The sequence below is a fragment of the Alkalihalobacterium sp. APHAB7 genome (assembly GCF_048323755.1).
GTDB lineage: Bacteria > Bacillota > Bacilli > Bacillales > Bacillaceae_F > Alkalihalobacterium.
The window spans coordinates 49877-64097 of sequence record NZ_JBLWFS010000023.1; the positions used below are offsets into that span (position 1 = coordinate 49877).

15 protein-coding genes and 1 rRNA gene are annotated in these 14221 nt (G+C 38.2%); 14 read left to right on the forward strand and 2 right to left on the reverse strand.

The window, feature by feature from the left end; translation table 11 throughout:
- Positions 1–9 precede the first annotated feature (9 nt).
- The 11 genes from ACNSTQ_RS18075 to ACNSTQ_RS18125 all read left to right on the forward strand — a co-directional run bounded on the left by ACNSTQ_RS18075 (position 10) and on the right by ACNSTQ_RS18125 (position 11153).
- A complete protein-coding gene (locus tag ACNSTQ_RS18075; RefSeq protein ID WP_418201200.1) occupies positions 10–849 on the forward strand; it encodes an energy-coupling factor transporter ATPase in 840 nt (279 codons plus the stop codon).
- Positions 825–1688: an energy-coupling factor ABC transporter ATP-binding protein gene (locus tag ACNSTQ_RS18080; protein ID WP_418201201.1), complete on the forward strand. Its 864-nt coding sequence runs from the start codon at positions 825–827 to the stop codon at positions 1686–1688. The genes ACNSTQ_RS18075 and ACNSTQ_RS18080 overlap by 25 nt, the downstream gene beginning before the upstream one ends.
- 4 nt (positions 1689–1692) lie before the next feature.
- A complete protein-coding gene (locus ACNSTQ_RS18085; protein WP_418201202.1) occupies positions 1693–2490 on the forward strand; it encodes an energy-coupling factor transporter transmembrane component T family protein in 798 nt (265 codons plus the stop codon).
- A 14-nt stretch (positions 2491–2504) separates the two neighbouring features.
- Entirely contained in the window at positions 2505–3245 is a 741-nt protein-coding gene (truA, locus tag ACNSTQ_RS18090) for a tRNA pseudouridine(38-40) synthase TruA (protein WP_418201203.1), read from the forward strand.
- 236 nt (positions 3246–3481) lie between these two features.
- Positions 3482–3919: a 50S ribosomal protein L13 gene (gene rplM, locus ACNSTQ_RS18095; protein ID WP_275120382.1), complete on the forward strand. Its 438-nt coding sequence runs from the start codon at positions 3482–3484 to the stop codon at positions 3917–3919.
- A 20-nt stretch (positions 3920–3939) separates the two neighbouring features.
- A complete protein-coding gene (gene rpsI, locus ACNSTQ_RS18100; protein ID WP_418201204.1) occupies positions 3940–4335 on the forward strand; it encodes a 30S ribosomal protein S9 in 396 nt (131 codons plus the stop codon).
- Positions 4336–4504: 169 nt separating this feature from the next.
- The gene (locus ACNSTQ_RS18105; protein WP_418201213.1) at positions 4505–5749 is read left to right on the forward strand and encodes a S8 family peptidase; all 1245 of its coding nucleotides are present in this window, start codon (positions 4505–4507) and stop codon (positions 5747–5749) included.
- Between the two features lie 402 nt (positions 5750–6151).
- Positions 6152–8602 (forward strand): alpha-amylase family glycosyl hydrolase, encoded by a 2451-nt coding sequence (locus tag ACNSTQ_RS18110; RefSeq protein WP_418201205.1) that lies wholly within the window; start codon positions 6152–6154, stop codon positions 8600–8602.
- Between the two features lie 191 nt (positions 8603–8793).
- Positions 8794–9231, forward strand: a complete 438-nt coding sequence (locus ACNSTQ_RS18115; protein ID WP_418201206.1) for a DUF2521 family protein — start codon at positions 8794–8796, stop codon at positions 9229–9231.
- A 77-nt stretch (positions 9232–9308) separates the two neighbouring features.
- The gene (gene cwlD, locus ACNSTQ_RS18120) at positions 9309–10025 is read left to right on the forward strand and encodes an N-acetylmuramoyl-L-alanine amidase CwlD (protein ID WP_418201207.1); all 717 of its coding nucleotides are present in this window, start codon (positions 9309–9311) and stop codon (positions 10023–10025) included.
- Positions 10026–10106: 81 nt separating this feature from the next.
- Positions 10107–11153, forward strand: a complete 1047-nt coding sequence (locus ACNSTQ_RS18125; protein WP_418201208.1) for a P-loop NTPase — start codon at positions 10107–10109, stop codon at positions 11151–11153.
- 125 nt (positions 11154–11278) lie between these two features.
- On the opposite strand, the gene gerD is transcribed toward ACNSTQ_RS18125, so the two are convergent.
- Positions 11279–11899, reverse strand: coding sequence for a spore germination lipoprotein GerD (gene gerD, locus ACNSTQ_RS18130; RefSeq protein WP_418201209.1), 621 nt, complete (start codon positions 11897–11899; stop codon positions 11279–11281).
- A 143-nt stretch (positions 11900–12042) separates the two neighbouring features.
- Here gerD and ACNSTQ_RS18135 point away from each other — a divergent pair, with 143 nt between their 5' ends.
- The gene (locus ACNSTQ_RS18135) at positions 12043–12636 is read left to right on the forward strand and encodes a KinB-signaling pathway activation protein (protein WP_418201210.1); all 594 of its coding nucleotides are present in this window, start codon (positions 12043–12045) and stop codon (positions 12634–12636) included.
- A gap of 55 nt (positions 12637–12691) precedes the next feature.
- On the opposite strand, the gene pdaB is transcribed toward ACNSTQ_RS18135, so the two are convergent.
- On the reverse strand, positions 12692–13450 hold the full coding sequence (gene pdaB / locus ACNSTQ_RS18140; RefSeq protein WP_418201211.1) for a polysaccharide deacetylase family sporulation protein PdaB: 759 nt from the start codon (positions 13448–13450) through the stop codon (positions 12692–12694).
- Between the two features lie 127 nt (positions 13451–13577).
- On the opposite strand from pdaB, the gene ACNSTQ_RS18145 reads away from it, so the two are divergent.
- Positions 13578–13805, forward strand: a complete 228-nt coding sequence (locus ACNSTQ_RS18145) for a hypothetical protein (protein ID WP_418201212.1) — start codon at positions 13578–13580, stop codon at positions 13803–13805.
- A gap of 328 nt (positions 13806–14133) precedes the next feature.
- Positions 14134–14221: ribosomal RNA gene (locus ACNSTQ_RS18150) — 16S ribosomal RNA — on the forward strand; the annotation flags it as partial.

Here is a 14221-nt window from a genome sequence, read left to right on the forward strand (position 1 = left end):
GTGATGATCATGGTCGATCCAATCAAGATTAAGGACCTTACCTATAAGTATGATGCTGATGGTGAAAAAGTATTAAAAAAAATATCATTAACTGTAAAAAAGGGAGATTGGGTTGCCATCATTGGCCATAATGGATCAGGCAAGTCAACACTGTCTCGTTTTTTCAATGGCTTACTTATTCCTCAAGAGGGAGAAGTATTCATAAATGGGATGGATACGAGAAACGAAGATAAGATGTGGGATATTCGTAAGTATGTCGGACTCGTTTTTCAAAACCCTGAAAATCAGTTAGTAGGAACGACAGTCAAAGATGATATTGCTTTTGGCCTTGAAAATAATGGCGTACCTACGGTAGAAATGGAAGATAGGATCTACGATAGTGCTGAAAAGGTCGGGATTGCTTATCTATTATCGGAGGAGCCGCATCGACTTTCCGGGGGGCAGAAACAAAGATTAGCCATTGCCGGTATTATAGCGATTCAGCCTTCTGTAATCGTTTTAGATGAGTCGACATCCATGTTAGATCCTCAAGGTAGAAAAGAAGTCATACAAACTGTTTTACATTTAAGAGAAACAGAGAATATGACGGTTATTTCGATTACACATGATATTGAAGAAGCTTCTCTAGCAGATCGTATCCTTGTCATGAATCAAGGAGAGATTGTTCGTGACGGTACTCCTGACGAAATATTAACGGATGAAGAATTTCTGATTGATCAAAGCCTCGATGTCCCATTCTCAGTCAAACTGCAGCGGCAGTTATTGAAGGAGGGCATCAACTTAAATCAAGTGACATTGTCCATCGATGATCTAGTGGAGGAACTATGGAAATTAAAGTTGAACAGTTAGGACATACGTATATGCAAGGAACCCCCTTTGTAAAGGAAGTTCTTAAACAAGTGTCATTTCAAGTTCCAACAGGCTCTTATACTGCGATTATCGGTCACACGGGGTCAGGGAAGTCGACGATAATTCAACATTTAAATGGTCTACTTCGACCAACGCAAGGGCGAATTAAGATCGGAAATACTGAGATCAATGCAAATCAAAAGCCAAAGGACTTAAAGACGCTTCGAAAAAATGTTGGGCTTGTTTTTCAATATCCTGAACATCAATTGTTTGAAGAAACGGTCGAAAAAGATATTATCTTTGGGCCTTTGAATTTTGGTGTACCTGAAAGAGTAGCCAAACAGCGAGCGAAAATGCTTATGCCACTTGTTGGTTTGTCTGAAGAGCTTCTACAGCGCTCTCCTTTTGAATTAAGCGGTGGGCAAAAGCGCCGGGTAGCGATTGCGGGTGTCCTTGCTTTAGAGCCTAAAGTGCTTGTATTAGATGAGCCTACAGCTGGTTTAGACCCAAGAGGTCGACGTGAAATTATGGATATGTTTTATCGTTTACACCAAGAAAATCAGCTCACAACGGTACTCGTAACGCATCATATGGAAGATGCAGCGTTGTTTGCCGATCAGATCATTGTGATGAATCAAGGAGAAGTTGTCACCAAAGGTCGCCCTGATCAAGTGTTTTCAAATCATAATCAACTTCAAGAAATTGGTTTAGATGTCCCAGAAACATTAGCTTTTATGAGTAAATTGGAAGAAGTTTTTCAACAACCGATGCCTCGTGACTTGTTTACCGTTGATCAAGTCGCGCAATTTATTAAGCAGTATATGCTTGAAAAAAGGTGACACTATGTTTCAACACATTTTAATAGGTCAGTATGTAGAAGCCAATTCAATTTTGCATCGTCTGGATCCACGAGCAAAGTTATTAGCTGTTTTTTTACTTGTCATCATCGTTTTCTTTGCGAACAGCTGGGAGTCTTATGTGGTAATCGTAAGCTTTTGTTTGGCTACCATTCTTATATCAAAAGTCCCTATTCGTTTTATATACAAAGGTTTAAAACCTATTCTATTACTCGTTCTTATTACGCTCATTATCCATTTATTATTAAATAAAGAAGGTTCACTTGTTTTTGACTGGGGACCGATCAAAATTTATGAGTCTGGGATTACACAAGGTGTTTTTATTTCCATACGACTTCTTGTTTTAGTCATCTTTACCTCACTTCTAACGTTAACGACAAAACCGATGGATTTAACAGATGGTCTAGAAAGTATATTATCGCCATTTAAGCGCTTTGGCTTGCCCGCACATGAATTAGCATTAATGATGTCGATTTCTCTTCGATTTATTCCAACGCTTTTACAAGAGACGGAGAAAATTGCAAAAGCACAGATGGCTCGTGGTGTTGACTTTACAAGCGGTCCGCTTAAAGATCGGATGAAAGCTTTTATCCCCCTTCTTATTCCACTGTTTATTAGTTCGTTTAAACGTGCTGAAGATTTAGCTTTAGCGATGGAAGCAAGAGGCTATCGCGGCGGTGAAGGACGCACAAAGATCCGGCAGCTCTGCTGGTCCTTGCGTGACACAAGTATGGTTATCGTAGTCATTTGTTTTGGTGTGGGATTATTCTTCTTAAGAGCATAAGGTGAGGTGAGTCCATGCGACGGTATAAATGTATTATTTCGTATGATGGTACGATGTTTTCTGGGTTTCAAATTCAACCCCAAGCGAGGACAGTACAAGGGGAGTTAAAGAAAGCTCTCAAAAAAATTCATAAGAATGAAATCATTCAAGTGTACGGTTCTGGAAGGACAGATGCAACTGTTCACGCCGTTGGACAAGTCATTCACTTTGATACACCGCTCAATATTCCAGCAGAGAAGTGGGGACGAGCTCTTTCTGCCAATCTACCAAATGATATTGTGGTCCATGAAGTAGCTGAAGTAGATGCTGATTTTCATGCGCGGTTTCATGTCATACGAAAAGAATATCGTTACCGTGTGTTAAGTCGTGAGGTACCGGATGTTTTTCGTCGAAATTATACGTATCATTTTCCACAGGAGCTTAATGTTCAAAAGATGAAAGAAGCTGCTCAAGTTCTATTAGGAACACATGATTTCACGTCTTTTTGTTCGGCTGGCTCTCCTGTTGTTGATAAAGTTCGGACCATTTATGAACTTGATATTATAAAACAAGACGACGAATTGATTATTAGCATTATCGGGAATGGCTTTCTTTATAACATGGTGCGGATTATTGTCGGGACTTTATTGGAGGTAGGGACGGGAAAGCGCGAAGTTCATGAAATGAACGATCTCATTCTAGCAAAAGATCGGACGGCAGCTGGTAAAACAGCACCAGGACACGGATTATACTTATGGAAAGTAGATTATCAATGAGTAGGTATGAGTTATTGAATATCTGTAAATAAAAGAAATAGGAAAATAAATTTACAAAACAACTCATCCCCGTGTAACAAGTAGTTGACATTAGCTATTATATATTATAAGATGTTAGATGGTATTTCTAAATGAAACCCACTAGCCCCGGGTTGTTTAGGCTTGTTATTATAGACAATGCAATTACCATAAAAATGAAACTAAAATTATGAAAGCTTTAAATAGGAGGGAAAATCATGCGTACAACATTTATGGCAAAGCCAAATGAAGTTGAACGTAAATGGTATGTTGTTGATGCAGAAGGCCAAACATTAGGTCGTCTTTCAAGTGAAGTTGCCTCTATCCTTCGTGGTAAACATAAACCAATTTTTACACCGAATGTAGATACAGGTGATCACGTAATCATCATCAATGCATCTAAAATCGTTCTTACAGGGAATAAACTACAAGACAAAATTTACTACCGTCACACAAATCATCCAGGTGGACTTAAGCAGACGACTGCTGGCGAAATGCTTCAAAACAAGCCAGAGCGTATGTTAGAGCTTGCTATCAAAGGCATGCTTCCAAAGAACACACTTGGACGTAAACAAGGAATGAAATTACACGTTTACGCTGGTAGCGAACATAAGCACCAAGCACAAAAACCAGAAGCTTATGAGCTTCGTGGTTAATTAATAGGGAGGGTATTACTTTGGCACAAGTACAATATTATGGTACAGGTCGCCGTAAGCACTCTGTTGCACGTGTTCGTTTAGTGCCAGGCGACGGTCGTATCGTTATTAATAATCGTGAATTCAATGAATACTTCGGTAACAAAGAAGTATTAAAACTAATTATTGAGCAACCATTACAAGAAACAGGAGCAGTTGGACAATACGATGTTGTTGTTAACGTTACTGGTGGTGGATATACTGGACAAGCGGGAGCAATCCGTCACGGAGTTTCTCGTGCGCTTCTAGAAGTAGATCCAGAATACCGTGCGCCATTAAAAGCTGCTGGATTCTTAACTCGTGATGCACGTATGAAAGAACGTAAAAAATACGGTCTTAAAGCAGCACGTCGTGCACCTCAGTTCTCAAAACGTTAATATATCTACGTTTCAAGGCTCTCAAGCATTTATGCTTGGGGGTCTTTTTTAGTATTTATTTTTACTTTGATATTTTTAGCTTCCTAGTACAGCTACCGCTTCGTACATTTCCTTGTTTGAATAAATTAATATTAGTTTTTCAAAAGAGGAGATGATATGCATGGGTACAATGAAGCAGCTCATAGTATGCTTTAAGCCTGGAATAAGAAGGTCTAGTTGTTTGAAGATGCACAAAGAGATGAACGTGAAACTAATTAATGAGATTAAAGAATTGGGTATACATGTTGTCACGATACCAAACAACGAGCTGACATCCTGTGTTTCGAAATATGCTTCATCCACAGCTGTCCGGTTTGTGGAGGAGGACCACCGGATACAAGTTGAACCGATTACAAGTCAGACAGAGCATTCTTCGTTAGAACAAGTTGAGAGTTCAGCTATAACAACGAATGACCCGTTATTGGAAAAGCAATGGGGTCTAACAAATGTTAACGCACAAGGAGCGTGGGAGCTGGCACGTGTTTCTCCTATCTCAGCAAGGATTGCCATCATTGATACCGGTGTAAACCGGAACCATCCAGACTTGAGGAGGAAGGTGATTCATAATGCGAATTTCTCTAACTCCTCAACAGCAGATGATGTTCATGGGCATGGAACTCATATAGCAGGGATTGCTGCAGCCTCAACGAACAACGGAAGTGGAATTGCAGGGATGAGCTATAATTCATCCAGTATTATGAATATAAAAGTTTTAGGAGATACAGGTAGCGGGACGCACAGCAATGTTGCCCAGGGGATTATTTACGCTGCCAATCAAGGAGCCGATATCATTAACATGAGTTTTGGCGCAGCGGAGAGCAACGATACGCTGAGAAGTGCGATCAATTATGCACATCAAAAAGGCATATTACTAGTTGGAGCAGCAGGCAATAACGCCTCAAAAATGGCTCAATATCCAGCAGCATTTAATCAAGTTCTTGCCGTAGCCGCTACAAATCAGAGGAACGAGCTTGCGCCATTCTCCAACTATGGCTCATGGGTTGAAGTAGCTGCACCGGGTCAAGATATTCTCTCAACCTTTCCTGTGGTGTCAGGAGATTTGATGGGGTATAAGGTGGCATCAGGGACATCACAAGCTGCTTCTTTTATCAGTGGTCTAGCAGGACTAATTAAGGCAACGAATCCAGGGTTAAGTAATGGAGACATTAGATCGATCATTCAGCGAGCTTCCATCCTACCGGTTTCAGGAGGAACAATTCGTTATGGCAGAATTGATGCTAGGAGAGCAATCCAACTGGCACGAATAGCTACAAGAATCGGTAGTCAACGACAGCAAACGAACAATCTTTCGCCTGTATGGTTGAATACTTCTTTAGTTGAACCATCTTACGGGACTTGGAGTGATTTTAAATAGGTCTTACAGGGCTAGAAATATAAGATATAACTTTTAAAAGCACCTGGACGAATTCAGGTGCTTTTAGATTGTGATTATGGTTCCGCTTTTAGGCTAGTTATAGCTAGATAATTTAATAAATGATTAATTAAAAAGTAAGATTATCCTAATTAAAAATGCAATTGAAGCAATGTCAGGTGGAGTCATGGATCTTTTTTGACACTATTGGATGAAAGTGTTTGTTAAGGATGTGAAATTCGATTGATAAACTTAAAATTTTATAGTAGTGTAAGGGCAGTAGAATAATTAAGAATAGCGTTTGCGCTTAGAGTTTAATTGGAAATATTGGATTTCTGATTTATTTTATAGTAATTTATGCAATCGTTTTCATAACTTTAATCTAAATCAAAAGGAGTAGACGACATGGGGAAAAAACTTTTCCAAAAGAATGTGGCTATTTTTGTATTATGTATATTTGTTTTGAGTATGTTTACGAGTTATTTGCCTTCTACATTAGTACTAGCTGAAAAAAGAGTGACGGGCTCTACAAATAATGTAACTCATTTATTTAATTCTAGCTTTGAAAGTGCTTTAGAGAATACGAATAATACTGGGGAGCGCCAGATTTATTTTATTTATGAAAGAGAAGATGGACAGTACGAGGGTTGGAACATCTGGGTTTGGGATACCGAATATAAAGATGATCAAATCGATTTTACTGAATATGAAGATGGCAAAGCTATTGCTACGATTACGATAGGTCCTTATACAGAACGTGTTGGATTTGTTCTCCGTGATACAGATGATTGGGATACTGCAACAAAGGATGTTGAACAGGATCGATTTATTGATGTAAATAAAAATGATCAGATTACAAAAGTTTTTGTAACGAGTGGGGAAATACCGTTTGAAACGGTGAGTGGGACTGAAACGGATATAGATACATCGTCTTCTAATGGAGAAACGAACGTCGTTGAAGTTGAATTAGAAATAGAAGGGTCAACATATCCAGAAGTCATTAACTATAATCAGAATGCTGTGTTAACTTTATCGATTGAGAGTAAAGAAGAATTAACACTGCGTGAAATCTATGTTGATTTAAGCGAAGTAGGTGGAAGAGAAAAAGTTGCTGTTGATGTCGATCTAAGAGAAGTTTCGATCGCTATTGATCGCTCTATAACCGCAGGTGTTAAATCGCTGCCGGTTGTTGTCGTTGACCAATATGGGAACCGACATACAGGTGAAGTAAATATTGAAGTCGCTGCTAGGACGTTTACTGGTGAAGCAGATTTTGATTGGGATGAAGCTAGAATTTATTTTTTATTAACGGATCGCTTTTTCGATGGAGATCCATCCAATAATGATCCATATGGTATTGGTTATAATACTGAACAACGAGGGACTTATCAAGGGGGAGACTTTAAAGGAATAACAAGCAGGTTGGACTATTTATATGATTTAGGTATTAACACAATTTGGATTAGCCCAATCGTAGAAAATATCAAGTATGATGTTCGACATGAGCATCCAGATACACCTTATTATGGGTACCACGGGTATTGGGCAAGTCATTTTGAAGAATTAAACCCTCACTTTGGAACAATGGACGATTTCCATGAATTAATTGACGAAGCACATGATCGCGGAATGAAAATTATGATTGATGTCGTTTTAAATCATACAGGCTATGGCTTAAAAGAAGCTGATGCCGTTTATGAAGATGAAATTCCTTTCTTCCCGACAGCTGAAGAAAGAGATCGTTTTGCAGGAATGCTTCGTGATGGTGGAACAGGTACGGTTCGAGGTGAACTAGCAGGTTTACCAGATTTCTTAACTGAGGATCCTACAGTTCGCGAACAAGTTATCCAATGGCAAGTTGATTGGATTGAAAAATCAAGAACGCCTAATGGAAATACCATCGACTACTTCCGCGTTGATACAGTGAAGCACGTTGAAGATACGACTTGGCTGGCATTCAAAAATGAATTGACGAGGATTATGCCTGAATTTAAATTAATTGGAGAGTCTTGGGGAGCAGGTCCTAACGATGACCACGGGTATCTTAATACCGGAATGATGGACTCATTACTCGATTTTGATTTTAAAAACGAGGCACGTAATTTTGCGAACGGACAATTAGAAAATGTTCAACAAAATTTAGAGGTTAGAAATGCACAGTTAAGTAATGCAGCAACGTTAGGTCAATTTTTAGGAAGTCATGATGAAGCTGGATTTTTAGAGTTGGTTCGTCATGATATTGGCAAATTGAAGGTCGGAGCAGCATTACAAATTACAGCAAAAGGTCAACCCGTTATTTATTACGGTGAGGAACTTGGCTTATCAGGTTTAGATAACTACCCATACTATGACAACCGCTATGATATGGCTTGGGAAGGTCTAGAGGATAATGAAGTACTGGCTCACTATAAAAAACTATTAAATATTCGAAAAGATCATTCGGAAGTATTTTCTAAAGGTACGCGGGCGCAAGTAGCAGGAAGTGATGAAGAAGGCTTTATCATTTTTGAACGATCATATGATGACCGGTCTATTTTAGTTGGCCTAAACACTAATGATGAAGTGAGTGAGATTTCATTTGAAGCACCTTTTGAAGGTAACGTTATGGACTTATATTCAAATGAAGTGTATGAAGTCTTCGGAAATGAAGTAACAGTTCAACTTCCAAGTCGAAGTGATGGTGGGACCGTTATTTTAGTGGAAAGTAGAGAGGGATTAGACAATCATGAAGCTCCGGTAACTGATAACGAAAATGCTCATGTACAAACAGTTTTCAGTTATCTGTATTGGATTTTTATTATAATCTTAGTGGTAATCGCTGTTAGAGCAGCCTATTTGACTCATAAAAGAAAATAAAAATAAGGGATTGTCAATAGCTCCTTGCTATTGGACCGTAAGCCAAGCGGATGCTTTGCCCTGCATGCTCTGCTTGAAGGCTTGCGAAAACAGTCTTGTCACCAAATTGGATAAATTCAACGGTATTTCCATCGCATGAGGATTATTGAAGTTCTTGATACTAATGAAAAAGGTATTGAGGAGAGGTTCTAATGACAGTAATCACAACATTCTCAGAAAAACAGCGTGAGAAGCGGTGGAAGTTTGAGCGTAAAGTATTAAGACAATTATCGTTAAACGATCTTAAGAAAGATGCCCAGCAGCATTTTGAACCTTTGTTTCCGTTCCATTTCCAATATGAGCCGTTTTTAATTGATCCAATTATTGATGCAGCAATTGATTCATTTTTAATTGGGGCTGAATTTAGTCGATTTGGGTATTACGGTGAATTGTTACGAGATGTAAGGTTTCGTTGTGAAGATGAACTAAAAGATATTTATACACAATTATTTTATATACTTGAAGCTTGGTACACCTATCGAGATATTGGATTAGATTCGTTATATTTGGCAGTAGAGCAATTTGTAGAAAAGTGGTGGGAAAAAGGATTTACAGAAGGAACAAAACGTTATCGAATGCGTCTTCATTAATCTATATAAGTTTCTGTTCATATTTTCCTCCTTGTCCCAATATAAATAAAGGGAAGAGGACGTAGGAGGGACAGGGAATGAAAAAGTGGATTAAAGGGGGCGGATTCGCTCTAGCGGTTGTTGGGTTACTTTTTATTGTGCAATACCAATTTATTAGTGATGACTCATGGTCAACTTGGCAACTCCCCTTGTCTGGAAAGGTAATCATACTTGACCCAGGACATGGCGGACCAGATGGCGGGGCAGTATCCAAAAGCGGCTTACTTGAAAAAGATGTGACCTTAGAAATTGCACTCGATCTTAGAGATTATTTACAAGAAGCGGGCGCACTTGTTTTAATGACTCGAGAAGAAGATAGAGACCTAGCAGATTCAGATATAAAAAAGATACGTCACCGTAAAGTCCAGGATTTAAAACGTAGAGTAGAATTAATTAATGGTTCGGATGGAGATATGTTTGTCAGTATTCATTTGAACGCAATACCATCGCCGAAATGGAAAGGCGCACAAACGTTCTACAATCGAACAGTAGAAGAAAATGAATATATTGCAAAATTTGTTCAAGATGAAATTCGCAGAAATTTAGAGAATACACATCGAGTCGCAAAGCCAATTGGTAATGTGTACCTCATTAAGCAAGCACAAATTCCAGGTGTTCTTGTCGAGGTAGGTTTCCTTTCTAACCCAGAAGAAGCAAAGTTACTGGAGAAAGAAAAATATCAACAGAAGGTTGCTGCTTCAATATACCAAGGAATACTCAGATATTATTCAGAAGAACCTGTACCAGCTTCCTAATTTGCGTATGCGTAATCAACGTATTCCTCATGCGAGTTATGCTATACTAAACATATCTACATAAAAAGGATGGTGTACTCGTTGTTAACAGAAGATAAAGTATTAAGTGCATTAAAAACAGTGGTGGATCCTTTTTTAAATAAGTCCATTGTTGAAGTCGATGCAATTCGTGAAATTAAAATTAAGGATGATCATGTAAGCTTAAAAATTGCCATCGCTAAAACAGGAACAGCTGAACAGATGCAACTTCAACAACAAATGGTCAATGTATTAAAATCAGCTGGAGCAGAATCAGTAGGGCTTCGCTTTGAAAACTTAACAGAACAAGAATTACAACAACGCGGTGGAGTTGAACAAAAACAAGCTCCATCTCTGCTTACATCTAAAAACACAACTTTTATCGCGGTAACTAGTGGTAAAGGTGGGGTTGGGAAGTCAACGGTTTCAGTTAACTTAGCAACCACTTTAGCTCGACTAGGAAAAAAAGTTGGGATTATCGATGCTGATATTTACGGCTTTAGTGTTCCAGACATGATGGGAGTAGAGGAACGTCCTAAGGTTATTGCAGAACGTATTTACCCTGTTGAACGATTTGGGGTTAAAGTGATTTCTATGGGCTTCTTCGTTGAAGATAACGCTCCAGTGATTTGGAGAGGGCCGATGTTAGGAAAAATGCTTAATAATTTCTTTAGTGAAGTAGAGTGGGGTGAGCTTGATTACTTAATTTTAGACTTACCGCCGGGTACAGGAGATGTTGCTCTAGATGTCCATACGATGCTTCCACTTTCAAAAGAAATTATCGTTACCACACCTCATGCTACAGCTGCATTCGTTGCGGCGCGTGCTGGAGCAATGGCGATTAAAACAAATCATGAAATTATCGGTGTAGTTGAAAATATGGCATACTTTGAAAGTAAAGTAACAGGTGAGAAAGAGTATGTATTTGGTACTGGCGGCGGGGAACGTTTAGCTGAAGAGTTAAAGACGGAAGTATTAGGACAAATCCCGCTAGGACAACCAGAGATTAATAAAGATGATTTTGCACCGTCCATCTACGACGAAAACCATCCGATTGGAAAGATCTACACTGATATTGCCAATCGTGTGATTGATAAAGTAGAAAGATAATAAATGTCGTTTAGAAATTAACATAAGTAACCAATAAGAAAAGCAGTCCCTTATTTTGGGACTGCTTTTTCTTTAAGATACTTCGCTGGAACTAGCGCTATTGCTACAAAAAAGCGATTTTCAGGTTAGGAGCCTTCCTCGCCGCTTTCATCTTCTTCCTCTTGCTTTTCTTGCTGTTCAGCTTCTTTTTGTAATTGTTCTGCTGTCACTTTACCTAAAATTTGATTAACCTTGGCAACAAAGAATGGACTTTCAAAAGCTTCAGCCATAACTGTCATCACTTGTTGTCTGTATTCTTTTGTTCTCATTAAATCCAATGCTGCTTTTTCCATTTCTGGATCCTTAAGAATATCCATCATCATAGCTTGATATTCCGGGTCTTTCATTAAACTTTTAAGCATCTCTTCCGTTTCTTTCTTTAAACTTTCAGCTAATGCTTGGGCAAATTCAGGATCTTGCATCGTATCTTCCCAGAATGCTCTTGCTTCTTCAGAAGTTAACGTTTGTTGAATCGTTTCTTTAACAAAAGCTTGTTCCATAATAAGGTTCTGTTGAACTTCTTCATCAGTTATCGCTTCTGATATGGCCTTTTTTCCTTCCTCGGTCTGTAACATATCGACCATCATTTTTTTTGTACTTTCGTAATCAGGCTGAGCAGCTTGACTATTGCCTTCAGCTGGTGCACACCCTGAAACGATTAATACAAAAAATGCAGGAATAAGGATGAGTTTGTAAAATCGCCCCATAAATCTCTTCCTTTCGATCATTTTGTCATTAATATGCAATATTTCTACAAATTTTATGCATATCTTAAAGGGATAACCTAGATTTTTTACAATGTCATTGGTACAATCAATAAAGCAGAATAGAAGATGGAGGAGCGTTCATCGTGAATAGCCGTAAAGTTGTTTATTTGTTTTTTACATCACTATTAATAGGAAGTATTAGTGGTGCAATAGTAGGACTTGCCCTTGAATGGTCGGTGTATACAGCAGAAGGGGCAATGAATTTTCTCTTTGGTTTAATCTGGTTGTTAGGAATAAGTGCTGCCTTTAGTATAATCAGTCAAATGGGGTTCTTTGCTTATTTAACCGTTCATCGACTAGGATTAGGTTTATTTAAAACAGCAAAGCTATGGAACAAAGTTCAAGTTGTCGTAATTGCTTTTGTAATTTTTGATTTAATATATCTTCGTTACCTTGCATTTGTACAAGAAGGTGAAACGGTATTTCATTATGTTTTAATGCCAGTACTACTTCTCATATACGGTCTTATTGTTGCTTATTTGAAAGCTAAAGATACAAATCAAGGGGCATTTATTCCAGCGTTATTTTTTATTGTCGTAGTTACAACAATTGAATGGGTTCCTGCGTTAACTGTTAATGATCCTAAATGGTTATGGATTTACTTTGCACCGTTACTAGCAGCGAATACATGGCAATTGTTAATATTACATCGTTTAACCGGGAATCAAGCTAAATAGAAAAAAAGAAACAGTCGGGTACATTTTACTTTAACCGGACTGTTTCTTTTTTATTTTATTTTATTTCTTCACTTTTAGTAGTTGTACTTGCTATTAATTCACTTACAGTTACAAACGTATAACCTTTCCCCTTTAAACGGTCAATAATGACAGGTAAGGCTTTATGGGTTTGTTTGGCGGAGTCAGATGCATGGAGAAGAATTACATCTCCCTTTCCTGTTGCATCTAATGTTTGTTCGACAATCTTATCGACTCCGGGGTTTTGCCAATCATAAGAATTAACACTCCAATGGGCAATGGAATAATCAAGCTTATCGGCTATTGTTAAGACTCTCTTATCAAACTGACCGTGTGGTGGTCGTAGTAAGGCAGGCTTTTTGCTTGTAAGCTCACTTAAGACTTGACCGCCGCGACGAATATCTTTTTTAATTTTCTCGTCATCCCACGACGGATATTTTTCGTATTGGTAACCATGATTTCCTATTTCATGACCATCTTCGACAATACGTTCGACGATATCAGGATGACGCTCAGCCCAGGATCCGGAAAGGAAAAATGTAGCTTGGATATTTTTATCTTTTAATATATCAAGAATGGGTATAGCTCGTTGATCGCCCCAACTGATATTAAAAGATAAGGACAATACTTTCTCACCTGTCTTTGCTTTATAAAAAGCTTGAGGTCCATCTGAGGTCGAAAAGACCATGATTTCATTTCTTTCTACAAATAGGATGCCAGCAGTAAAAAAGGCAGCAACAATAATAATGGATAATTGCTTTAACTTCTTTCCGTTTAACACGAAAAAGAACTTCATCAAACCCCTCCCTGTCCAATTACTCTAAAATAACTCTATGCATTCAGGGACAAGATATGAATAAAATTCCTGATTTTAGAAAACAATTTTAAAACAGTCCTATACTAATTGGCAGAGGTGGAAAAAAATGCTTGGGTTTTTACTAAACATGAAAGAAGTGCAAGAAGTAGAATATTTACTAAAGAGAGAGATGGAAGAGTTACTTCTTGATTTAACAGATCCAAGAATAGATAACGTCGTAAAAAAAGCGATGGAAGAGAAGTATCAAATCATTTTTGGAATCTACCGCCGAGTGGCATCACCTAAAGAATGTACAAAATATATAAGAACACCACAGTATAAACATCTTAATTAAAAATTGTAGCTACCTCGTGGGTTCTTTACCAAATTTAATAAAGTAACACGGGGTAGAAAAAAAGTTTTAGTAATTGTTGACGAATAAAAATGGACATGCTATAGTATTCCTTACGCACTGATGCAACGAATTACTTCGATTTCATCTTTTGAAAAAAGTGTTTGACTTCAAGGATGCATCGTGTTATGATTTAAAAGTCGCCATTGAGGTGGCAACAAAAAAGTTCTTTGAAAACTGAACAAAAAGCCAAGCGAAATAAATGAGATACATGATATCTCGTCAATGTTTTAAAACGTCACGTTTGTGACAGTGAGCTATATCAAACACTTTTATGGAGAGTTTGATCCTGGCTCAGGACGAACGCTGGCGGCGTGCCTAATACATGCAAGTCGAGCGGACTTCATAAGAGCTTGCTC

What these genes read in the sequence shown, in the direction of transcription:
- ACNSTQ_RS18080 (WP_418201201.1), top strand. Translation starts at nt 825, where the DNA reads ATGGAAATTAAAGTTGAACAGTTAGGACATACGTATATGCAAGGAACC.
- cwlD (WP_418201207.1), top strand. Translation starts at nt 9,309, where the DNA reads ATGAAAAAGTGGATTAAAGGGGGCGGATTCGCTCTAGCGGTTGTTGGG.
- ACNSTQ_RS18110 (WP_418201205.1), top strand. Translation starts at nt 6,152, where the DNA reads ATGGGGAAAAAACTTTTCCAAAAGAATGTGGCTATTTTTGTATTATGT.
- gerD (WP_418201209.1), bottom strand. Translation starts at nt 11,899, where the DNA reads ATGGGGCGATTTTACAAACTCATCCTTATTCCTGCATTTTTTGTATTA.
- ACNSTQ_RS18145 (WP_418201212.1), top strand. Translation starts at nt 13,578, where the DNA reads ATGCTTGGGTTTTTACTAAACATGAAAGAAGTGCAAGAAGTAGAATAT.
- ACNSTQ_RS18085 (WP_418201202.1), top strand. Translation starts at nt 1,693, where the DNA reads ATGTTTCAACACATTTTAATAGGTCAGTATGTAGAAGCCAATTCAATT.
- pdaB (WP_418201211.1), bottom strand. Translation starts at nt 13,450, where the DNA reads ATGAAGTTCTTTTTCGTGTTAAACGGAAAGAAGTTAAAGCAATTATCC.
- rplM (WP_275120382.1), top strand. Translation starts at nt 3,482, where the DNA reads ATGCGTACAACATTTATGGCAAAGCCAAATGAAGTTGAACGTAAATGG.
- truA (WP_418201203.1), top strand. Translation starts at nt 2,505, where the DNA reads ATGCGACGGTATAAATGTATTATTTCGTATGATGGTACGATGTTTTCT.
- ACNSTQ_RS18115 (WP_418201206.1), top strand. Translation starts at nt 8,794, where the DNA reads ATGACAGTAATCACAACATTCTCAGAAAAACAGCGTGAGAAGCGGTGG.
- ACNSTQ_RS18105 (WP_418201213.1), top strand. Translation starts at nt 4,505, where the DNA reads ATGAAGCAGCTCATAGTATGCTTTAAGCCTGGAATAAGAAGGTCTAGT.
- ACNSTQ_RS18075 (WP_418201200.1), top strand. Translation starts at nt 10, where the DNA reads ATGGTCGATCCAATCAAGATTAAGGACCTTACCTATAAGTATGATGCT.